The organism is Fibrobacter sp., from assembly GCA_024399065.1.
Lineage (GTDB): Bacteria > Fibrobacterota > Fibrobacteria > Fibrobacterales > Fibrobacteraceae > Fibrobacter.
In genome coordinates, this window is record JAKSIB010000005.1 from 140,592 (window position 1) to 164,362 (window position 23,771).

22 protein-coding genes are annotated in these 23,771 nt (G+C 42.0%); 20 read left to right on the forward strand and 2 right to left on the reverse strand.

Annotation, left to right across the window (positions count from 1 at the left end; translation table 11 throughout):
• The first annotated feature begins 53 nt into the window (after positions 1-53).
• The 4 genes from MJZ25_04080 (at position 54) to MJZ25_04095 (ending at position 3,407) form a co-directional block, all read left to right on the forward strand.
• Positions 54-686: a hypothetical protein gene (locus MJZ25_04080; GenBank protein ID MCQ2123343.1), complete on the forward strand. Its 633-nt coding sequence runs from the start codon at positions 54-56 to the stop codon at positions 684-686.
• Positions 687-810: 124 nt separating this feature from the next.
• A complete protein-coding gene (locus tag MJZ25_04085) occupies positions 811-1,302 on the forward strand; it encodes a hypothetical protein (protein MCQ2123344.1) in 492 nt (163 codons plus the stop codon).
• A gap of 110 nt (positions 1,303-1,412) precedes the next feature.
• Positions 1,413-1,835: an Hsp20/alpha crystallin family protein gene (locus tag MJZ25_04090; GenBank protein ID MCQ2123345.1), complete on the forward strand. Its 423-nt coding sequence runs from the start codon at positions 1,413-1,415 to the stop codon at positions 1,833-1,835.
• Between the two features lie 225 nt (positions 1,836-2,060).
• Positions 2,061-3,407 carry a leucine-rich repeat domain-containing protein gene (locus MJZ25_04095; GenBank protein MCQ2123346.1) on the forward strand — a complete coding sequence of 449 codons (1,347 nt, stop codon included), beginning with the start codon at positions 2,061-2,063 and terminating at the stop codon, positions 3,405-3,407.
• Positions 3,408-3,690: 283 nt separating this feature from the next.
• On the opposite strand, the gene MJZ25_04100 is transcribed toward MJZ25_04095, so the two are convergent.
• Positions 3,691-4,419 (reverse strand): hypothetical protein, encoded by a 729-nt coding sequence (locus MJZ25_04100; GenBank protein MCQ2123347.1) that lies wholly within the window; start codon positions 4,417-4,419, stop codon positions 3,691-3,693.
• Positions 4,420-4,495: 76 nt separating this feature from the next.
• On the opposite strand from MJZ25_04100, the gene MJZ25_04105 reads away from it, so the two are divergent.
• The 14 genes from MJZ25_04105 (at position 4,496) to MJZ25_04170 (ending at position 14,796) form a co-directional block, all read left to right on the forward strand.
• Positions 4,496-6,100 carry a hypothetical protein gene (locus tag MJZ25_04105; protein MCQ2123348.1) on the forward strand — a complete coding sequence of 535 codons (1,605 nt, stop codon included), beginning with the start codon at positions 4,496-4,498 and terminating at the stop codon, positions 6,098-6,100.
• On the forward strand, positions 6,100-6,411 hold the full coding sequence (locus MJZ25_04110; GenBank protein ID MCQ2123349.1) for a hypothetical protein: 312 nt from the start codon (positions 6,100-6,102) through the stop codon (positions 6,409-6,411). The genes MJZ25_04105 and MJZ25_04110 overlap by 1 nt, the downstream gene beginning before the upstream one ends.
• Before the next feature lies 1 nt (position 6,412).
• Positions 6,413-6,907: a hypothetical protein gene (locus MJZ25_04115; GenBank protein MCQ2123350.1), complete on the forward strand. Its 495-nt coding sequence runs from the start codon at positions 6,413-6,415 to the stop codon at positions 6,905-6,907.
• Between the two features lie 68 nt (positions 6,908-6,975).
• Positions 6,976-7,692 carry a hypothetical protein gene (locus tag MJZ25_04120; GenBank protein ID MCQ2123351.1) on the forward strand — a complete coding sequence of 239 codons (717 nt, stop codon included), beginning with the start codon at positions 6,976-6,978 and terminating at the stop codon, positions 7,690-7,692.
• Between the two features lie 33 nt (positions 7,693-7,725).
• On the forward strand, positions 7,726-7,929 hold the full coding sequence (locus MJZ25_04125) for a hypothetical protein (protein MCQ2123352.1): 204 nt from the start codon (positions 7,726-7,728) through the stop codon (positions 7,927-7,929).
• 11 nt (positions 7,930-7,940) lie between these two features.
• Positions 7,941-8,435: a hypothetical protein gene (locus MJZ25_04130; protein MCQ2123353.1), complete on the forward strand. Its 495-nt coding sequence runs from the start codon at positions 7,941-7,943 to the stop codon at positions 8,433-8,435.
• 1 nt (position 8,436) lies between these two features.
• Positions 8,437-9,024, forward strand: coding sequence for a hypothetical protein (locus tag MJZ25_04135; protein ID MCQ2123354.1), 588 nt, complete (start codon positions 8,437-8,439; stop codon positions 9,022-9,024).
• Positions 9,025-9,032: 8 nt separating this feature from the next.
• Positions 9,033-9,746, forward strand: coding sequence for a hypothetical protein (locus tag MJZ25_04140; protein MCQ2123355.1), 714 nt, complete (start codon positions 9,033-9,035; stop codon positions 9,744-9,746).
• A gap of 156 nt (positions 9,747-9,902) precedes the next feature.
• Positions 9,903-11,183 (forward strand): transposase, encoded by a 1,281-nt coding sequence (locus tag MJZ25_04145; GenBank protein ID MCQ2123356.1) that lies wholly within the window; start codon positions 9,903-9,905, stop codon positions 11,181-11,183.
• A 59-nt stretch (positions 11,184-11,242) separates the two neighbouring features.
• Positions 11,243-11,413, forward strand: a complete 171-nt coding sequence (locus MJZ25_04150) for a hypothetical protein (protein MCQ2123357.1) — start codon at positions 11,243-11,245, stop codon at positions 11,411-11,413.
• Between the two features lie 25 nt (positions 11,414-11,438).
• Complete coding sequence (locus tag MJZ25_04155) at positions 11,439-11,951, forward strand: hypothetical protein (protein MCQ2123358.1); 513 nt, start codon at positions 11,439-11,441, stop codon at positions 11,949-11,951.
• Between the two features lie 10 nt (positions 11,952-11,961).
• Complete coding sequence (locus MJZ25_04160; protein MCQ2123359.1) at positions 11,962-12,711, forward strand: hypothetical protein; 750 nt, start codon at positions 11,962-11,964, stop codon at positions 12,709-12,711.
• A gap of 61 nt (positions 12,712-12,772) precedes the next feature.
• The gene (locus tag MJZ25_04165) at positions 12,773-12,949 is read left to right on the forward strand and encodes a hypothetical protein (protein ID MCQ2123360.1); all 177 of its coding nucleotides are present in this window, start codon (positions 12,773-12,775) and stop codon (positions 12,947-12,949) included.
• A 464-nt stretch (positions 12,950-13,413) separates the two neighbouring features.
• On the forward strand, positions 13,414-14,796 hold the full coding sequence (locus MJZ25_04170) for an ATP-binding protein (protein ID MCQ2123361.1): 1,383 nt from the start codon (positions 13,414-13,416) through the stop codon (positions 14,794-14,796).
• 28 nt (positions 14,797-14,824) lie between these two features.
• On the opposite strand, the gene MJZ25_04175 is transcribed toward MJZ25_04170, so the two are convergent.
• Entirely contained in the window at positions 14,825-15,772 is a 948-nt protein-coding gene (locus MJZ25_04175) for a hypothetical protein (GenBank protein MCQ2123362.1), read from the reverse strand.
• Positions 15,773-15,944: 172 nt separating this feature from the next.
• On the opposite strand from MJZ25_04175, the gene MJZ25_04180 reads away from it, so the two are divergent.
• Both MJZ25_04180 and MJZ25_04185 read left to right on the forward strand, forming a co-directional pair.
• Positions 15,945-18,545 (forward strand): hypothetical protein, encoded by a 2,601-nt coding sequence (locus tag MJZ25_04180; GenBank protein MCQ2123363.1) that lies wholly within the window; start codon positions 15,945-15,947, stop codon positions 18,543-18,545.
• Between the two features lie 9 nt (positions 18,546-18,554).
• A complete protein-coding gene (locus MJZ25_04185) occupies positions 18,555-23,612 on the forward strand; it encodes a hypothetical protein (protein MCQ2123364.1) in 5,058 nt (1,685 codons plus the stop codon).
• Positions 23,613-23,771: the final 159 nt, after the last annotated feature.

Below are 23,771 nucleotides of genomic sequence, written 5' to 3' on the forward strand. Positions count from 1 at the left end.
GTTTGCATAAAGTATGAACTAATTTAACATGTAAATTCAACGTGGATGTTTTTATGACAGTTAACGTAAATGGCAACAAGCAAAAACAGGCGGGTCCCGCTGTATTTGATTCGAACGGTCATCAGACCGTCGCATCGATGAAGTATGACCGAATTGATCCTGAGTATCTGACGTCATTGATTATGGAACATAAGGATAACGTGGCTAAGCACGGTAAGGGATATCCTGTTAGTAATGAACTTGCTACTGCGATCCAGATTGTTATCAAGAAGACCGCCGGCATGCCTTCATGGCGTAAATACACCGATGACTGGAAAGAGGAAATGTATGCCCGTGCACAGTACCTGACTCTGAAGTATGTGCATAATTTTGACCCGGTTAAGCTTGCAAAGATTTCAAAGAATAATGACCCGTATTATTATTTGGGTATGATTGTGACTAGAGCATTTACTCAGGAGTTGAATACACTGAAAAAGCGAAGCCAGTATATTCAGTTCACGTCGCTCAATGAAAATATCCTGCATACTTGTCTAAGTATTGACGAATATGCCGGCGTTGTGTGTCGTGAAAACGAACGTAAGAAGGCGGAGACTAGTGCTGATGTTGCATTGGAACACAATACCATTGATTCGGCTATTGAAACGCTTGATGCAATTGATGCCGCCGATACAGAAAATTTGAAGTAATTTACGAACTGACCTCCATAGCGGACTCCCGGTTGCTTTATGCAACTGGGGGTTTTCATTTTTGAATGCATTAATGTTTAAAAAAGATATAAACTTACATTAAAAGATTTTATAGGATGTTATCATGGCTGATACAACACTCGGATATGGAACCACTGGTATGTGCGCTATGAATGGCGGCGGTAATTTTGACACCCATCCTGACTGGAAGCATGACATATTCCTTCAGGTTCAGAGTCTGGTCCCGGGCGTCGGTGATATTAAGAGCGGTAAGGCCGATTCCTTCGTGAAGCGTGCGTATACCCAGAATTGGTGGCATACGGAGGATCGTCTTGCTGAAGAACAGGACAAATTTAGGGAAAATGACCCGTTCAACAACACTCCGGGCCGAGGATATCGCAATTATCGCCGTATGGAATATGATATCGTGACTAATCCAAATGGTAAGGGTGCTGAAAATGACCGTAACGAAGCAAATGAACGTAAGGTTCTTAATAAGGACGAAGTGATTTCGATGATGAAGAATCATATGTATGCACTATGCACAACGGCATCGGCAACTAGCAATACTCCGATTACTCAGAATGATTACAAGGATCAGATTAAATTGCGATAATTTGAATTTTGCTTCGAAAATAAAAAGTGCCGATTTGTCGGCACTTTTTTAACATTGGCACGTAATTTGCTATATTTTTGTGTACGTAATTAAACAATGGAGAAATATATATGTACAATAATGTTATTTTTGGTAAGGATTTCGCAAAGCTGGGTTTGGAATCGTTTGATAACGCACTTGATTCTATTTGTGACGCTTTGGGTGTCAAGACAGGATCGGTGGCCGAAAAGCCTGTGTATACTGCGCAGTATGATTCATGGACTGATGCTTCCGGTAATATAGTCTATCAGCTGTGTATGCCGGGCTGCCCAAAGGATATGGTTGATGTGACTGTTGATGAAAAGTCGAACGTTATCAATGTTTCTGGTAAGCGTATGGTTAATGGCAAGGAACATCCTTATCAGTATACCCTTGCGACGATTTACCCGGTTGCCGGTGCATTCTGCGAATCGTATCTGGATGGTGTGCTTACTCTTGTGGTTAAGAAGCCGGAAGAACAGCAGCCTAAGATTATCAAGCTCACTGTAAAGTAGTCTGCAATGAATACAAAAATGCCCGGGTGATCCCGGGCTTTTTTTTATAATAAGTGTGGCAAGAAAACTCACGGGTCTTTTGACCGTGATATGAGTTGCTGGTGGCAAACAATATAATTTAATTGTATATTTAGTGGCGTATATCGTATGGGTAGATAATTTGGCATGGATAATGTCATTGAAGAAATGGTTCACAAGAATTGAATGACTGGGTATGAGGCTGCTATGATGCGAAAAACTAAGATGGGTGAATGTCAGTTGATGCGTATGAGTTGTATAATGTGGTTGGAACAACAGCTGGCAAAGGGTAATATCCCTTCTTGTCCTACTCCAACACCTACACCAATTTCATCGCCTGATCCTGAACCCGAGCCAATCGGTCTTCCACCAAAGACTTGGCGGGCAAGATATGAATTGACGCCCGAATTACTTGAAGGTTTGATGATGACCTATGACGATGTTGTTGCAATCCTGTTGCACATGCCTGAAATATATGCCGAGGAAGGTGGAGATATAAATCTTGAAAACTCATCGGTTGCCGTTGTAAAGCAGGACGGTGAAACCTTGATAATGGATGTCACACTTGACTGTGAAGATTGGTATCGGGTACATACGAATATAGAAGTTGAATTTATCGCTTTCAGTGACCTGAGTGATGTCACTGATATGAGCCATATGTTCGAAAGGCATTACATGCTGGAAAAGATTCCTGTATTAAATGCGCCGAATGTAACCAATGCCGATGCTATGTTCGAAGGCTGTACAGGCTTGACGAGCATTCAGGGGAATGCGTTTCCGAACCTGGCCGGTTGTAGCCATATGTTCGAAGGCTGTACAGGCCTGACGAGCATTCCGGATAATGCGTTCCCGAAGCTGACCGATGGTTACTCTATGTTCTATGGCTGCACGGGACTGACAAGTATCCCAGAGAATGCGTTCCCGAACCTGACCGATGGTTTTTATATGTTCGCTGACTGCAGTGGATTGACAAGTATTCCTGTGAATGCATTCCCGAAGCTGACCAATGGTCGCTGTATGTTCGACGGCTGTTCTAGCCTGATTAGAATCCCGGAAAATGCGTTCCCGAACCTGACCGGCGGTGAAGCTATGTTCCGTGATTGTACAGGATTGACAAGCATACCTGAGAAGGCATTCCCGAACCTGACCGACGGTTTTTATATGTTCGCTGGCTGCAGTGGATTGACAAGTATTCCTGTGAATGCATTCCCGAAGCTGACCGATGGTCACACTATGTTTTATGGCTGCACTGCATTAACAAACATAGCCGAAAATGCATTTCCGGAATTGAGAAATGGCTCTGCTATGTTCTCTGTCTGCGTCGCTCTGGCAAGCATAGCGACGAATTCTTTCCCGAAACTGACTACGGGTGATTATATGTTCCAAGGTTGTACCAGCTTGGTAAGTATTCCTGAGAACGCATTCCCTAACTTGAGATATGGTGACTATATGTTCATTGAATGTACAGGACTGACAAGCATCGATGATAATGCTTTCCCGAAACTGACAAATGGTAATGGTATGTTCAATGGCTGTACAAATGTTACAGACTGAGCGTTAGGATTGTATAGAAACCTGAGTCAAATAGGCAAGGTAACTACTCACTACAACATGTTTAAAGATTGCGGTAAAGAACAAGACACTGGCCTAGAAGAACTCCAACAGATTCCACAGTCTTGGGGTGGCTTGGCAGAAGGCTAGGCAACGATACGAAGCTGGATAGCGGATCTCTGGTAGTAAGTCCACTAGACCGCTTCTACACTATGCTTGCACTAAATGGATTCCTTGAAATACTTATAACCCTCCGCATAATTGCGGAGGGGCATTTCATACTAGGTCATTGATTTGTACTTTGGTTTATTTTTTGCAACAACAAGTCATGGTATTTTTCTGGGATATCATCTATGGTTATTTCCGACTTGTTAAGTGATTTTAGGTGATCGATTAGGTTTTGCTCATCAGTTGTTGTATCCGACTGTTCATTTGTCCCTTCGAATGTTGGTTGGGATTTTCCATAGTATTCTGTAGCGGTTGCTTTGAGGTGGTCTAAGCTCTGCTTGATATTCTGGATATGCAGCGTGACGTCAGATATGTTTTTATCGGTTGCGATCAAGTCAAGTACCGCATTGATGTCATCACGAACACCGGCTACACTTTGCTGTAAATCGATTACGGGTGTATCGGAATTATTTGGCGTAAGGTCTGGTTTTCCGAGACGTTCGTACGCATCGAACAGCGTATCTGATTCAATAAGCGCATTGTTTGGATTACTGGAAAGCCAGTTCTTATATTCGTTCAGACCATGGCGTACGTCAGATATATTTTCTGTACTAGCGTTTTGCAATGCAGTCATAGAGATTGATTCAAAGAACGCCTTGGGATTCTGGTCACCACGGGCGGCTTCTAGTGTTTCGATAGATTCACACATGATCTTCTGCGATTCCGTTAGTTCTGTGTCAATGCCGTTGATCATGCCGAATGCTTTGATGATTCCTTCTACGATCGGCGCATTTTCTTCTGTTTTCAACTTATTGACTTTGTAAATAAAAAGCTGCTCGTTAGTCATGATTACCTCACTGTTATCAATAGTTTATATGATCGATAAAACATGAAATGTATAAACTGTAGTGTACGAGGTAACAATGACTCCAGTATATTACGTTCGTGAAATCGAGAAGATTATGATAGCCTTATTGGATGTGTTCAACAATTTGCGTGTGAACAAGTATTCCGATTTGGCTAGAACAGTAAAGACCAAAACCGTTGCTGTGCCGATCGTTACCCATCAGAGTGACGACTTTGCGAACTGGATATCCAGTACGTCTACTAAGCAGCAGTTGATGTCGGTTCCTATTGCTGGGTTGCGCTTTGTGTCTAATCAGCGTGACGAGGCGAATATGGTACAACCTACATATGCCCGTGAGTTGTTGTCTACATCGCTGGAGCGTTTTATTCGTGATATTCAACCTACGCCGATGGTGTTTAACTTTGAACTTGAAGTGCTGAGCGATAATCTTGCCGATTATTTTTTCCTGAAGGAACAGATCGAGCCATATTTTAATTCATACCGTACGCTGCGTATCAAGGAATTTGATTTCGCACCTGAATTTGAACGCCCGATACCATTCAAGATTACTTGGTCGGAACAGATCGATGATGAAAAGTCCGATACGTCGAATGAATATCAGTATTATCACACGAAGTATACGATTGAGGCGCATGGTGTTATGCATCGACCGTACGAGATTCCGGCAATTATCAAATACGCACAGATGAACTTTAACGTGGATAATCTGACGCAGGACTCGCTGCAGGTGTTCGTGTACCCGGATGAAATTGCTCGCCAGAAAAAACATTTATGGGAAACTATTGAACCGTCGATACGAGAAGGCTATTCGCTACTAAAAAGTTTGACACGTACACTTATCAGACGTGGGGATGATTCTGGTAGTGAGTATTGGGAAGACAATACTATGCAGACCGTTTTCTTGACAAATCCTACTGTGTTGTCGACTACGAAGACCGGTAATCCGCTTGCTGGCGATAACCCTGTGTTGAAGGGGTACAAGGTGGATTCTGCCGGTAATTATGTGTTGGATGAAGATGGCGACCGCATCCCAATTTATGATTGGGAGGAGCTGGTTGTTGCCGATGTGGCCAGACCAACGGAAGTTCCGTCTTTTGACCTGATCCATTTGAACTTTGATGAAGATTCGTCGTTCGAGACTGATTATAGCGGTCTTGGACGTGATTTTGTCGCAGTGAATGATGCTGCCCGAGAATTCAAACCGGATATTGCCCCGGGAAATGGAAATCTTGCGCCGGGCGGATATGCAGTGGATGATTCGCAGACTGATTGGTCGCATATATTGAATTGGTTTGGCGACAATAAAGATGGGAAAATTGAATCATCTTATACGTTCAAGGCGACACTGCAGTTCACTCAGCAGGGGGATACTGTATTTCAGTATCTTTACAACCCGAATGATGTCAAGCTAAGCGATGGTACGGTAATTCCTGCTGGCGAAGTTTGGTTTGATTGGGGTATAATGGATAACTGTCTGTACTTTACATATCATACGTCATCCACATTCAAGACGTTTAAGACTGTTGAATGCAAGTTTGACAATGAAACGATTTATTCATTCTATTTTGTGCTGTATAATGAAGGTGCCAGTGGCGCATTTGGAATTAAAACTAATTTCTCAGATACGATGATAGCCGTTGAAACATATGAGGCTAAATAATGAAATTGATTGACCGTGTAAAGGCTATATCCAGACAGAATGCTAAACGACCTAAGGTGACGCTGCCTCCGTTGCCAAAGAAGCCGTTGCGTATTCCTGAGATTAACAAGCATCCGATGTCGATGTTTATCGAAGATCGTGAATATGATGGTAAGACGCCGCCTGATGTCAATAACATACGGCGTATTCTGGAACGTGAACAGCCTAATGAATATGTGGCGCCGGTTGATTTGTCTGGTACGTTCTATCATTCTAACAAAGATTTAAACATTAACAATCCCTACGGGGAATATTTCAATAGGAGAAAGTAGCATGAATCTAATTGATCGTGTAAAAAAGATGTCTAAGACTAGTGTCAAGACAACAGTAAAGCCTACGGCAACGAAATCGTCTGCCTCCGGAAACGACTTGCTGGAACGTGCCAAGAATATTGGTAACGCACAGGTTGGAAAATCTAGTGGTGGTTCGTCAAGCAATGCTGCGCTTATTGCGAAGTTCCGTGCTGAATATCAGGAATTCTTGGGTAATCTGAAGAAGATTGCCGCTGAAGAAGAAGCCAAGTTCAAGGCGGAACAGGAAGCCGCTGAAGCTAAGCAGGAACTTGTTGAAGCCGAAGCCGAAGCAGTGGCTGCCGCTGCTGTGGAAGATACTATTGCCGCAGACGCTGCAATGGTAAGTGCCGTTGTTGTCTCGAATGATTCGGATGAGGCGAAGATTGCCAATGGCATTTGCGTAGATGAAAAGGAACAGATTCTGGTGAAGCCGGCTACTAAGAGGTCACGAAAAGCAAAGCCGGTTCTAGAATAATAGATGCACAAACGTACAGAGGTCAGCGTCTGCTGACCTCTTTTGTATTTTGAACTAATTTTTAATACGTGAAACTTGATGTGTCAAATAATAAAGTGAAGAGCGATATTGTCGTTTGTATGACGTCGTGGGCGAATCGGATTGAAAATGTCGCTCAGGTTGCTGCTGATATATGGAATGGTTTTGCCGAACCATCGAAGATTGTGCTAACATTATGCAAAGGTGAATTTCCGTATAAGAATTTGCCTAATGAATTGGCGCACATGGTTAATGATGGGTATGTCGAATTAAACTGGGTGAACGACAACATCAAGTCGTTTAAACGATTTATTCCATATATGGCTACGCATCCAGATGAAAAAATGACTATTGTTACCGTGGATGACGATCGGCGGTATTCCAGCATGTTTCTATATAAAATGATCACGGCCGCAATGACACACCAGAATTATGTGGTGTCCGCCGATATTTATCCAGTTGGCTGGGCTTCTTTGTATAAACCTGAATTTTTCAGGGATCGGTACCTGTGGTGTGGCCTGTCGAAGCCTATGTGCGACTATATCGTAAATAGTGACATGTGGGTATGGGCAAATTTACAGGCTAATCGGGTTCCTATATACACCGATCGGTCTTTAAATCAGGAAACCCGAGTGTTTGATGACCGCTGGGCGTTATCATGTGATTGCCATGGTGAATATCTTTTGAACGTCAGGAAGTATATTGCCGATGTATTTCGATCTCGTGGGGTTATGGTAGATTTGCGAACGGCTGACGAGCGATTATAAACTATCTGATGATCCCATAACAGGTAATTAGATATGGCTGGACTGCTGGTTCACATGCGTTATATTAACCGTATAGAAGCTAATTCGCACAAGCCGGTGCGAGGTGACCTTGTTTTGGGTGAAGATGGTGGGTTATCGGTGAAAACCATGATGTTAACCCTATCTAGTAGTGGTGGTCTTTGTAAAAAGACCGCTGATTGTGTCATTCCGTTGAAATATGGCACTGATATAGACTAAGTGAGGTTTACATGACGGCAGTTGTACATTTTTTTGAAACAGATCGTGGCCCGGCTAAATATGACTATAATTCGTTAGCCAATATTCCACCGAAAAGCGAACTTATCGGACCAAAAGGTGATGACGGTAAAGACGGCGTAGATGGTAAAGATGGCGCCGATGGCAAAGATGGGATTGATGGTAAAGACGGAAAAGATGGGACACCGGTCACATTTAAGATGTCGCCTGCGTCAAAAACTGATGAACACCCAAATGGCGGAATCGAATTAACCGTTTCGGATGCGGATCATACCGCAGTTACGAATATATGGAATGGTAATGACGGTGAATCTTATCCTAAGTTCGATGATGATGATATTTATAAATATATTGATGATATGTTTGTTGAAACGATGTCCGTAGCTGCACCGGGGGCACAGACGTTGCCATATTTTGAAATATCAGACGAAGAACAGGAACGATTGAATAAGTTATCCGACGCCGAAGAATATGGAGTGGAGGTCTAATATGGATGCCAATGAAGTAGATATTACAGAAGCTGGTGTGCAGTTGAAGCATTTGTCTGAATATCATCGGACATTGACTGGCTTTTTGAATGTGATGTTTGAGCAGAATAAAACCGATATTGATGAAATCGTTCATGACGCCAACGATATAATTTTTGAACCGGGACAGGATGTTAGCCAAGTAATTGTTGATTATTTTGCAAAGCATAATCCACCATATTCAATGAAGTTCATGAGTAAGGTTGGTACTGTTACAAACACATTGAAAAATGTTCCGGCGGATTGTACAAATGGATTTATCATAAACGCCATTTGCCTTTGGGATATTGATCAGGTTGCGACTGAGCAGAAGCCAAATTATCATCGTGCCATTATTCTTGAATTAACTGATATTTCTAGTAGTAAAAAGGTTAATCCGAAGTATAAATATGTCGCTCGTGTTGGTATCAGTGAAGGGTCTAAGCCGTCCACATATCCTACTATTGAGTGGCAGGCGTTGGCAACATTTACGTATGTATATACCAAGGCAGAAGTTGACGCTAAGATAAAGGATTTGTCTGATCGTATTGCTGCATTGGAGAGTAAGTAGGGGGAATTATGGGCGTACTTATGCATTGCGGGTTCGTAAAATTGATTGAGCGTCATTTGAATAGACTTACTGGAACCGATTGTTCGAAATCTGACCCTGTTGTTGAAAATGAACCTTTCGAGAGTGGACCGTTAACTATTTCGCTTGAGAATGGAAAATGGGTGGCAAAACTGGATGACACCATCCGAGAAGGCTTTGACCTTACCCGAACGTATATTGTCGATTCAATTGAATATAATAGGACCCCGCCCGCCGGTAAGGTTGGGACAATGTGCGTTCCGTTTGCGTACAATGTGAGTAAGGTAAGTGGTGCGAAGATATACCAAATTACCGCATTGCAGCGCAATGACGATACCCACCTGCCTACAAAGATTTTGTATGCAGAATATCCAGAAAATACTATTGTACCGGCAAACATGCCTGTCGTTATTATTGGGGATGGAACCGGTAATTTGCAGTTCGGCGATGAGTCGTTTGAAATTACTCAAAAGATTGTTGGTATGCCCATCGACAACTATGGTGTGGCCTACGGTTCTTATTCGGTGTATAAGGTTACTGAAGATGATCCGAATCTGCATAAAATTTATGGATTTGCTGCCAGAGATAGTGTGAATCAAGCTGGCACCGAATTTTTTACTGGTGATCCGGTTAGAGCCGGTGTAGGCGCTTCGATTCCGCCATTTAAATGTTATGTCATAGATGTATATCCATATGATACTTGACATAGAATAACCGACCGCAAGATGCCATCCCTTTAGGGTGGCATATAGGTCGGCAATGTATGTAAAGAAAATATTACAATCTGTATGATGTAGAAATAATTATATTTTTGAGTAGAAAACATATAAACAATAGTTGAAGTCAAGAAATTAAGTCTTATGGAACCGATAAGAAGTGAAGATACAAAGGCCAAGATACGGGCAAGTATGTCCGCAACGAAGGCAAAACGGAAGACACAGGTCTGCCGTGTATTTGAACTCAAGGTATCCGTAAGGCACAATCCAAAGGAAGTGTTCCAGAAACTATCCAACTGCTTTAAGGAAGCAAAGTGGGTAATCAACGATATGCTGTCCAAGTCACAGGACAGTAGTATGTTTGATTATAAGTATACCGAGCATAAGGAAGTGAGCCACTTTGATAAGGGCAGGAATGAGGTTGTATCAACCATTACCTTGCCATCCGTGTTTCATAGAGCAACTGTTGCCCAGAAACTTACGGATATTTACAATCTTGCCAAGGCAAGGCAGGCTGGTAGAAAGATAGGTGCATTGAAGTATAAGAGACAAGTTAATTGTATTCCTATCATAACTGGCTTCACGAAGATTATAGATGGATGCAGGATAACCATCCCCGGATTTCGTAAGTTGCGAGTTCATGGGATTAACCAACTGCATCAATTTGAAGAGTTTGAGATAGCGGATGCCAAGCTAATCCGTAAGGCATCTGGCTACTATGTTAAGATTAGCGTAATGCTGCCGAAGTCATCAAGGAACCCTACCAACCGAGAGGTCGGTCTTGATTTCGGTATAAAGGATTCCATAACGACATCGTTCGGTGACAAGTACAACTGCAATGTGCAAGAATCGGAGTACCTGAAGTTCCTGAGCAAAAAGCTGAATAGGAACAAGAAGCAGAAGGACTCCAAGCGTAGGTGGAGGTGTAGGTGTCAACTGGCTAGGGAATATGAACACTTGGCTAATGTCCGTAAGGATATCGCCAACAAGATATACCATAGGCTAGTAACCGATTATGATGTTATCTACTTTCAAGACGAGCAGATTAATAACTGGCAGAAGGGATGGTTTGGCAAACAAGTCCAGTCCTCTTGCCTTGGATCACTGAAACAACGACTTGTTGCTCTGGAAGCAAGCGGTCGCAGTTTCAAGATATCAAAGTGGGAACCAACTACCAAGCTGTGCCCTAACTGTGGGTGTATCAATCCTATTGGTCTGGGCACACGAACCTACAAGTGTGATTGTGGGTATATACTTGATAGGGATACACACTCTGCCCGTGTAGTCTTGATGATTGGCTCATCTAAAAGAGCCGAGTGCTTGGAACAAGCCTCCGCTGAGGTAGCCACCTCTATGCCTATTAGCACTGCTAATATAGCACAAGTGGCTCCGTTGAAGCGAAAACTAGAAGCTCACACCCTTTAGGGTGTGAGTAGTTCACCGATTCCATAAACTATGGATGGGGGACGGCTTCATATGGAGTTATGAATATGACGCAAGAAGAATTCATGAAGGCTCAGGTTCATCAGATAGAAGTCGATAAGTGGTTGCAGGGTGAACGTCAGGGGTCTGATCCCGGTGACGCATTCGTAAAACAGTGGATTAAGGATAATGCAGCCCAATTTAGGAAAGATCATCCTGTAGACAACGTATAAACTGTTATAAAACTACAGGTGAACTATGAAAACCGGATACGAGATTTTTGCCGAAGGTGTTAAGGCTGTTTGCGATAGTGACGAGAAGGCGATGAAAGTGCTTTCGGTTTATGCTCCACGATTTGAGGCAGCTGATGGTAAGGGCCGTAATTATGAAACGTTGAAGACCCTGTCGGTATGGTTACTCACTGAAGCAAATATCCTTAATATTTATCATTGGAATGTGGGTATTAGCAATAAGCATGAATTGCTGAATGATGCGTATGAATTGTGCCGTGATACTGGCGATGCTATGGCTGAGGCTTATATTGCATTGACCGGTAATGATTGTACTCCGTCAGCTATTGAATTGCCGCAGGCATCTTCGTGGGCCCCGTCTGATGATGAAATTCTCGAAGTGCTGAAGAGTATTAACAAGCACATGAACTCTGCAGTCGAAAAGAACCCTAATTTCAGTGAGGGTGTGAAGAACATGTTTGCTGATTTTGATGAGGCTATGACATCGATTATCTATAAGTATAGTCGATTTGGCTCGTAAGAGGTAACCGATGAAGATAATTACAACTGATGACATGGTTGAATACTGTAAGTCCAGATTAGGATATCCTTGCACTGAAATCGAAATGGTGTGCGAGGAACGAAATGGTCTCGGGCATATTCACATGGCTATTAACGATACGCTTGACTGGTTTTATCGAATCAATCAGGACGAGGCATCGTATATGGACGCCATGGTTATTAGGTTGCGTGCAGGTATAATTCAATATCGTGTACCTGATGAGATTATGGAAGTTGTGGATATTTCGCCATCTTACGGTAATACGTTTTCACCGATGATGGCTTGGGATGTTGGCCCGGGTGAGTCTTTGATGGGTGTTGGCGGAGCCGGCTTAGGCGGGTTGGGACAGTTTGATCTGATTACCTATTCTGGCGCAATGCGATATCTTCAGGATGTTAAAAAACTGGTCGGGACCCAGTATAACATCAAGTTGCATCCTGTTGAACATACTTTGCGTGTTTATCCAACCCCGAAGTCGGATAGAGTCGCTATCGCTACCGTTTACGTGAAGTCGAAAAAGTATGAAGTATTTGCAAATCCATTGTTCCGAGATATGGTTGTTGCACGTACTAAGATGCAGCTCGGCGAAATTTTGTCCAAGGACGATATTACCCTTCCGGGTGGATCAAAGGTTAATGGTCAGGGTATCTATGATCGTGGCGCTAAGGACTGGGAAACTCTGTTCAAGTTGCTGCAGGACCAGTCTGCCCAACCGTTCATGATGACCGATTTGTCGTAAATTTGACATCGAAATATTTATTTTATATAATTACCCTGTACATTGCTACAGGGTTTTTGATATGAGTAATAAAAGTAAAAAGAATGCTAAAACGTTCAATTTAGGGTTGATTGAATATGGTGTGTACGGCATTATTGCTATTTGTATGCTTATTAAATGTATGCGCCGTGTTCGCAAAAAGTTTGCTATTCTGGAAGATGGCATAGGTTTAGATAAAGAAGTCAATAGTAAGGTGTAATTGGTGTCTGTATGAGTAAGAAAAAAGAAAAAAAGGTCTCTGTTATCGGATCGATATTGACTGGACTAGGAAGACTTGGCGATTCTGACTCCAATGACGGCAGCACATTTGCTGATATGATAAAGCAGATTGATCGTCTGATCGATATGATGCCAAGTATCTTGCTTTCATCATCCATGATTGGTAAGGGTCGCCGTTTGGCAATGATTAAACATATTATTGCTAATTTTGGGGATGGTGTTGATATTGGACGAACTGGGATGCTTACGTGTTCAATCTTGAATTTATTTGCTCAGCATAGTAATAACAAAGTGCTGTCTCGTATTAGTGGGTTTGTTCAGAACTGCTTGGCTGTATATTCGATAGGCGACTCGTTTGATAAGCATATTAGTTTGCGTTGGAATCAGACCGATTCTATCTATGTACATGCTGTACAGACAATTCCTAGCAGTCGCCTATTCTCTATGGATTACGTTCGAGGAATCGATTCTTTTTCGGATGGTGACTGCAGTCGTCGAAATACATCTATTCCTATTTCGAGTATTTTTGCCTTGATTCGCTTCATGCACGATGAAAAACCCATTGAATGGTTCTCTACCGTCGACCAAAAAACTCATATTATAACTCCGGTTGTAACTAATATTGAACGTATTGAGCGTTTTGTGAACCCACGCATTGATAATGATGATGATTCGTCTAGTAGCAGGATGATTACATTGCGTGCATATGTCAAGGAATCGTTCATGAAGACAATCGATAATGACGATGCATATGCTGTAGTCGTATTCAAGGTCGATGCTGATGTTGTGTATGTGACCATTGAAATGAATTCTATGGGTAAGCGAGAGAAGGATGCTGATGCAAATGCATTTATGATTTCATCGAATAATGTTGACTACCTTTGGGTTGCCAAGAAAAAGAACGATGAAACTGAACATTTGTATGAAAATATGTCAGAGGTGTGGCATTCACTGAGTAACATGCTTTTTGCGAAGTATTTAGATACACAGCGTTGCATGTTTACATTTGATTCGGATGAATATGACTTGGTGGAGCTTGAACGTCCACGAGCTGTTCCGGTTGAATATGTATCGGATCGAATCCCGCATATTATTGGTGCCATTGATGTGATGTTCAAGAAATCATTGTCCCGTGGGTTTGCCCTCGTTGGCCATCCGGGTACTGGCAAGACCATTGGTGCACAGCAGATATCGAATCATTTCAATGATGTGTGCACATTCAAGGTTGATTTTAACGTAATCGATGACCCTGATTGTGTTGATATATTCATGACGTATGTGAAAGCCGTTAAGCGTTGCGTTATAATCATCGATGATATGGATAATGCCAATTTGACTGATAAGAATTCGAATGTTGTCAAGTATCTGAGCTTCTTTGATAAGTTGAACATGGCTGCCAAGAATGATCATGTATCGTATGTGTTCATTGCAACGATTAATGATCCATCAAAGGTTAATTCGACAATTATGCGTCGTAGTGGCCGAATCGATGAAATGATTGAAGTTGGCTATCCCAACAAGGATGTCATCAAATATTTGTTTGAATACAATGATCAGATTGTGAATCCTGATAATCGTACTGATTTTAAGTCGGATGAATTTGATGCTGTAATGACCGAAGCGGCTGACGCAAACGTAACCGCAGCTGATATTACAAATATCTTCTCTGATATTGTGATTTATAACGGGCATGCGGAACGTTATACACCCGAAATGGTTCATGATGCGATTACTCGTGTGAAGACACGCAACCGAATGTCTACAAATAACTATTTGACCATCCAGCGTAATGACATGATGGAAGTTAGTGAACATTTTGACAGATAAACGAAAGCCCCCTTAACGGGGGCTTTTTTTACCATTGTCCGAGTAGGTCACCGCATGCGTAGTATGATGGATCGTTAGTAATATCCTGTACGCATTTGTCGACCTCAGGCGGCCTGTATAGTACATCCTTTTTAAGTTCATCAATTGTCTTAGAGACATCAAATATATAGCCGGAATCCAGCGGATTTGACGACGCATTCGGATCGGTTGGTGTATCGGAGTTGCCCAGCGAATTTCTACCAAGAAGATTGTTGATAAAGTTTTCTTGGTCGGCGTCGTTGAGGACGTCATCGCTGACTTGGGTTCCGTTGTCCAGAGCTGTGTCAAGATACAGCTTCCACCAATACTTGCGCCATTTGTACTCGAATTCGGGCAATTCGTCGACAACGGAATCCACGTTGTACAGAACGTTATTGAATTCAAGTTTCATCTTATCGCCGGCCTTCGGGAAAATTTGGGACGCAGTATAACCGTAGTAACGGAATTCTTCATATCCACGCTGGTACCAGATAGGGTTATGTTCTTTAGGGTCGCATAAAGGTTTGATACCTGCTCTGCGGAGGCTTGCATAATTTGACTCTAGGAACAGTCCCATGTGTACGTAGATTTCTTGCTTTGTCGTGAACTGTATACCGAAACGGGAATAAAGTTCATTTTGCGGGTTGAAACCCATGTGTACGGGCAGATCAAAAACTCTATCTACAATTCGATTTGAGTCTTCCTTGAATAAAGGATTATTGGAAACATCGAATGTTGTCGTGTAATATTTATAGTAGGTGCCTTGTCTTAGGACGTTGGCTCTGGCCATGATATCGTACCTATTTTGGTCTTTGAATGCGTTATGGCGCCTGTAGTCAAAAACATGACCCATTGATGTGGTATGCTGGAATTCGGGGTGGTTAATCTGCATCTTTTCAGATCGTTCAACATATCCACCCAAGCGATCGGTCCATAAAGCAGGGGATACATGTGCCAAAATGCTGAAATTTGGTACAACCACCGATGTGGCTCTGCAGTTTCCCGATAAGTGCAAAATGAATGATGGCATATATTATCCTGCTTGTGTTAATGATAGTTTATAATGTTTATGACGGCGTTCTTGGGTTAAGATATTATAAACTACCGAATGACTAATAGAGGAATGTCTGATGGCTATAAATACGGTTTCAAGAAAGTATACCAACATATCGTTTGACAGTATCCGTGAACATCTTATTTCGATTTTGAAGGCTAAGGGCGGTAGCCTAGCTGATTACTCGGATAGTTCGTATGGACGCATAATGCTTGAATTGTTTGCAGGTAATGCAGACCTTATGGCGTATTATGCGGAATCCGGGTTCGAGAATGCCTTTATGGAATCGGCTACTACGCTTTCGTCGGTATATGCCAATGCCCGTATGCTTGGCTATAGTGTTCGCCGACCGGTACCAGCAAAGGCTGGCATCGGCGTACAGACGACGAGGACAGGCGCATATAATACCATTCGAGTATGTATCCCTAAGGGAACCGAATTTACTATGTCTGGCACCGTCCTTACTGCAATGGATGACATGGAATTTTTCTATGATCGAGATCTTGATGTTGATAAGACGGGTTTGATGACCCATGTTGGCGGTAATGCGGTTATTGCCGAGGGTAAGTTCAAGACGGTTTCTGTTGTATCCAACGGAAATCAGAACCAGACATTCATTATCCCGGATCTGGCATTTAGTGATTATTTTGGTGAAAATGACCCGAACTATGCTGACGATGGAAATGTTGCCCACCGTTCGGCTGCATTTACTACGGTTTCGTCTGATGCTACTTTGATGGATAACATTGATCCTGACGTGGTAATTGATGATAAGTTGTATTGGCGTATTTCTCGCCGTGGGTTGATAGATCCTGCTAAGGAAAATATCATCAACGATATTGATAATTTTATCCAAGGTCAGGACAACTATACTGTTAACTACACTGTTGAACTAAGCACTGCTAATGATGGCAATGTTCAGCTGAAGTTTGGTGACGGACTCAAATCTGCAATCCCGTATGGCGTGATCAATGTCAAGTATTTTGCGACTACTGGCGAAGGGGGTAATTTGCTCAATGTGGCAGGTAATACCCTTGAGACAACAAGTAGCCGTGTGACGATTACTCAGGGTGATGGTACAGAAAGCGATATTACTCTGGATGACTTGAACATTGCGTTGACTACTGATATTCGCAGTGGGTTGGATATTGAATCCAGAGACTCGATCAAGGCCAATGCGCCTGCATTGTTTAATAGCTTGGATCGATTGGTTAACCGTATGAGTTACAAGATTTTCCTTCGCCGTTATGCTGATGTGAAATATGCAACGGCATTTGGCGAGGATATTTTGAACACAAAGTTGTTGAATGGTGGAATTGACGTTAAGTATATGAATCAGGTGCGTTTCAGCGCCTTGAAGAGCCTTTACCGAGAAAAGGACAATACCTATTATCCTACTACGGCTGACGAATATTTCTTGAGTGGGTTTAAGGTTAATGGGTTGATGTATACGTGGGAGTATGACTATCAGGATGTCGAAGATTACAATGTTAATACGTCGACTGAAAACATGCTGGCTCGTATTGTTAAAAATTTGAATGACACACTGCCATCTGGCCGTGCCCCGAGCCCGACAAATCCGTTCAAAACGTCAGAGGAAATCACCGAATTTGTGAAGAATTACCTGAAGGCGTTTATTCCAACATACCCATTCAATTACAAGGTATTCTCTGCTAATTTGTCGCCAATGGATTTTGTGGTTGAGGGCTCTGAACTATATTCTATTATGGCTGCATTGAATCAGCGAGGAATGCTGACTGTTGGTGGTGGGTTCCATAGTTATGTGTATCCGTCGGTTCACAATATGGAAACTCACATGGACGTAACCCTTTATAAGGGTAATAACTTTACTGATATTAAGGAACGTATCAAGAATGCCGTCTATAAGTATTTGAGTGACAACACAGAATTCTCGACTGCTATCTATCGTTCTAAAATCGAATCTATCATTCATAAATTCACTGAGGTCGCTGGTGTTGACGTGACATTTAGTCCAATGGACGATGGCTATACAAAGCTAGATATGTCTACGCTTGATTGGCTCGGGGATACTACGTATGAATATATTGTCCCGGGTGCAATTTCGAGTGATGGATTCGCATATACATTGCAGTATACCGTTGATGATTCATTGAAGCAGTATACCCTCAAGACGCAATTTATGGTTGCCGAACAGTCCCCTATGCGTACTAGACTCGCTGAATATTTTAAATTCAAGATTGAGCCGAATATGGATAAAATTACCGATAGGGATATTGATAGGTATGTTGCTTATATTTGGGAACAGGTTATGCAGCAGGTGTACACGCCGATATATGACGCTGTCCAGTCTGCTCGTGATTCAGGCGATAGTGAAAGCGCAAAATATCTTTATCGTTTGATGGAAAATATGAAGTGCTGGGATATGGGATCAACTGCATTGACGTTCAAGGATTCGGCTGTGATCAAATCTATGTCTGAAATCAATGGCACTGCCTTGTATGATTATTTGAAGTATGGCATGGAATATATTAAACTGGTGCGTAATGTACTAAGCTATTATGTGACGCTTCATTTGATAGATGAAAATGGCAATATTACACAGTATTCGAATGATAACGAAATCGTTCAGATTACAATCCCGACCGATAAGATTGATTTGACCGTTTCTCTTGAATCTTCACTGCTTACGGAGTAATTTAGAACTATGAATCCGATAGTATACAATGACAAAGGACAGTTCCGATTCAATGATTTTGTCGGTTACCTTCCTGAATTTCTGAAGACCGAACCTGATGTCGTAACCCTGATGCAGGTTATGTCAGATTACATTAACAATGCGTACCGAAATATCGAGACGACTGAAGAATTCGAATTCATGCGAGTGTGCTCGGCGACGAATGTTAATGCGGTTACCCGTGCAATGGAAAAACTGCAGGAAATGTTCGAATTGGCCGAGGACCGAAATGAAAGCGTGATATTGATGTCGGCCCCTCGTAATAATATAAAAAGCAATGCTGTGTTGGGTAACAAGGGTGCTGAATATGCCGTCCGTATCGAAGTTGACGATGTTGATAAGATCAAGGACAGTATACCGAATGCTATATCTCGTGGAGTTGATCCTAATTGTATTGATGGGTCAGTTGTGTATGTCGTATATCGAGCAATGACTCCGGTAAAGACTGCTGCATACTATTATGATGGCAGTACGGATTCTTTGATATTAGATCCCATGAATACATCGCAGGACCCGTTTACAGGAACCCGTAATACTCCTAATCGCATGATCCAATTTGATGTATCCGATGTAAGTAAAGTTAGTAAACGTTTCGGCAAAGTTGTTGATAATATGACTTATTATGAAATCTTCTTTACTATGCATGTTTTGAATGTCAAGGACGTAAATGCACTCGCCACTGTTGCTTATGACGTAGACAGTTCTGGAAATGCCCCGGATGATATTTTGGTTGACTATTACAATACGTCAAGTGCAGGCGCCAGTACTTATCATACGTATGTGAAATTCTTTGGAACAGATGAATTTAACTGGAAAGGTGGATACCCTACGGGAATATTCTATTTCCGTGACAGTAGTACGGCAAATTTATATTCATTGACCAGTGATGGATCTAGGGTGTTGTCCGCAGACATAACTCAGAGTCATGAAGTTGAACGTTACCGCATTTCGAAGATTGAACTTGGTGGCGCTGGTATGCTAAATGTGTACACAGAAGGATATCCGGGCATGTACAATGATTCGACATACTACATATCTAATGTTGAGACATCAGAAATTCTGGGTGTGTTTAAAATGTATGGTGCGTCGGAAGTGAATTCTCGATTGGATAGGGGTAAGCGCTATATATCGTTGGTTGCAATTGACGGAACGGACGTTGACACACTATCCGCAGCCGGCGGGGCTGGACTTGTATTGTCTACGATCCCATTGTTTTATAATAAGGGTGTCCTAGACTATGCGCATAAAAAGAAGATGATTCGATGGGATAAACAGTATCTCATGCCGTCTGGTACTCAGATAGAAAATGACCTTAAAGTGTCTTTGTATGGCGCTAGTGTCGAAGAGAACGAGTTGCTTTATGCTAATTATGTTCCGGCTCGCACAAGTTTGATGTCTTTTAAGATTGATGCTGACATTGGTAACCAAACATTATATTGTAAAAATACGTTATGGGATGGATGCGCAAAATCTAAATCAAATCCGTTGTCATCGACGTTGTACAAGATCACTTTGGACAAAGATACACAGGGCTGGAGTGATCCGATCAACATATACAAGGTTACCGCCGGATTTATTCGCATTGATGAGTCGGATAAACTGGTTGGGAATGGCGATTGGTCGGTTGAATACCAGTCAGGTGATTATGTTTTAGCAACTCGGGTGAATGATGATACCGAGGAACCTAGATTGTTGCAAATTGATTCTGTCGATAATGTAAATAAACAGATTGTCTTTGTTTCGAGCGATTTATCGGCAGGCGCTGACTATGCTCTCGGCAAGGTTACTGTTGATAATTCGGTTAAGGCCAAAGAATTTTATTACATAAATCATGCTGAATCAGTAACTAGCGCCGCTGTTAAATTTGCTATTGGTGACGTATTCGTCCAGAAGTACATGATGCATTTTATACAGAATGCACCACCGGTTCTTCTACACATGGTATGTGATGTCAATCCCGTGGAGTATCGTACGTATTCAAAGGGCGAATATGTATCTGACGGTAAGAATATCTATGTTGCGACAAAGCAGGTGACTCTTTCGAATGGGGATAATCCGGCTAACATGTATGGGTTTACGCTGGATAACTATGCTCATTACTCGGTTGGCTACAAGACTGTCGAAAATGCATTTATGCCGTTCTACGGTCAATATACTACGCTTGACTATGGCGGCCGCCCTAATTATAATGGCGACATGGCATTAACTATATTGCCGCTATACATTGGAAAGCAAAACGATACAAGACTTAGATATGGATGGGAACAACGCCAGTATGTAAATTATGGCGAGAATATCGGTACAGTAAATCGTTCACGTTCTGGGTTTGCAGAATTCTATAGTGACATGTCTGACCGAAATATTGTTGAACATGATTTGCTCACTTATTGCGATGCCTTGCTTGATTATGTCATTATGCCTAGTGGTACGGAAAGCCGGTATGTTATTGATATCGACAATAATTTAAGCGCAACGAATAATTATGATGGTACTTGGACGGTTAATATTAGTTCTAGTGCGCATGGATTGCCTGCTGGCGCAAGGATTTCTGTCGATGGAGTCAGGGCAGGTAATGATGATTTGATGGCTATATTCAATCAGCATGATGTTGTGATCGATGTACCAACACCAGATAGTATTTCTTATACTGTTGTATCGGATTATAATGACATTGGGTTCAGCTATGGTGATAAGAGTGAAGCCAGTGCGTATTATATTCGTGATTATCAATATCGTGTTAGGGGCATCAAATTGTCAATCGGTGATGATGTTATGCACATACGTCTGACCATTGAAAACGGCGATAAGAAAGTTATGCCCGGCGATGAAATCGAACTATTGGATATACCTTTGATTGACGGCGATAGTGAAATCGATATCAATGGTGTATACACCGTACTTGAGGACACTGAAACCGGCGTTGATGATGATAGATATATTTTGATTGAAGGACCTATTCAGGGAATTCCGACTTATGATGAATACATCGTTGATGACCGGAAGGCTAGAATCGCTAAACGTATCCATGAAGGCGATATTGTTGCTAATGTTGTGCGTGACGATTACCTGTTTTATAAGGTTTGTTCTGGTCAGTGGGAACCGTTGGATCGGCACCAGATTGTGACGCCGGTAACGATTTTTGCCCGTCAAAATTTAATTGACATCGATAATACTAATGGGTCTATTGCGTCTAGTGCCGAATATATTGTTCGCAGCATTAAGTATATAGGCGATGATCGTGCTCTAGTTACTGTTGCGAAGGCTATACCATATTTTAGTAAGAGTAACGCAAAGTATATTGAAGGTAAGAGCCGAGTGTGTATAACCAATGTATATCCTAGCGTGTATTCAGGATGGCATACGGTAATGGAAGTGCTTGGTCCTAGTTCATTTGTTATCAAAATTCAAAACCCGATGCCAGACAATACGTCATGGCCGGATGCGGTACCTGTTGTAAATCGTAGAATCAATCTAGTTATTGGCGAATGGTATAAGTATACGATTAGCGCTTATGATTGGGATAAGATTAGTAATTGTGCAACGTATGTTACCAGCAATAAAATCATGGCTGTGGACGGCAATACGGTCAAGACTAAATATGACCATAAATTCGCCGTTGGTGATTATGTAATACTTGATAAGACTGGGATGGCCGCATATCAGGTGTCCGCAGCAAATTCAAGTATGACAAATTTGACACAGACGATGGTCTCTGAAGTTATAGATAATACTACCTTTATGGTGACGTCAATGGATCCGGGGGTTGTTCCTACTATATCGACCGTATATCGTGGTATCATAATGGGTGTTGATTCTGATGGCGAGAGCAATACAAATGACAATTTGTCTAGTCTGAGAGGTGAGTATAAGGTTCATGTCAATAGCTTGAACGATGATTATTCATTCAAGCATGGCGATGTTGTTATCACTTTAGGACAGGTCTGCGTAGATGAAATTGCCGCATGGCGTGTTGTGCTTGATAAGGCGTGGGTCCCGCTTCGTAAGAAACGTGTGATTAAGATTGATGAACTATCTGTTGAACAATATCATAATCCGGCATTTAACGAATATGATGCGGCTGGTACTGAAAGTGAATATAAGTATCGTTTGTTTAACGATGTCGAAGTCTTTGGGAATAAGGCCAATGAACGGATATATTTCTATTCTGATGCCGGATTGACCCGAAATTTCCATTTCGAACGTCTGCACGTAGACAATATTGATACTACACAGGATATTGACCTCCAGTATTCATCGAAGTATGACTATGGTACTGTTGCACCACGTAATGATATGGATGAAGATTTTAAGGGGGTACCTGACATGGATTATCCTCTGATCGAAAAGATTGAACGTTTAGCGTATTTGAAGGATGCCAGTGTCATTGATTTCAAACTGATCGAATATTTGGCACGATATATGGGGTATGACATCACTGCGGTTGCTGACGATATCAATGAAAGTAATGTATATCGTACAACCGCTGAACGTGAAGCCGCTTTGCGTGAGACTATTGCCCATTTACCTCAGTACTACGCACTAGGCGGTACCATGCCGGGTGTGAATATGCTGATGGCAACATTCGGCATTGTTGGTGACCTCGTTACCATGTGGACTAATACGGCGGCACCATACAAGGAATTACTGAGTAAAGATGAGGTCGACGAGCGTGTCAAGGCGGATATCGAGGCCGGCACATCTACTGGAACGTGGGTTCCGACGCCTCATGTTTCACTTGATATCATACTGAACAGCAATTTCAACAATATTTTAATGGGTGAGAACGACATTAATGCGTTGAAGGAACAAATTCGCCGTTTTAAGCCGATTAACGTCGTTTTTGATGATGTTCGGTTGACTGTCGAGGCCAATATGGATTCGAAGGTATATACGAACGTTGCACCGGGAATTGCCGTGTCGGCGTATGTGCCTGTCGTGTCGGCGAACATGAGCGCCGATGATGCGGTTGCTGATGAAATTGCTGGTATCGATTATGATATGTGCGATGCGTCCAACTGCGTATTTTAGGACATAAATCAGGGGTAATCAGCAGTAAACAATATTTTATACAATAATGTACCATTTTAATGTATTTTGATGATAAAAACCCGAGAGATAGTATATAAACTATGTGTATAATTAGAATACTGGTACTATTCTGATGATTGAGTTTTGATGGTCTTATGA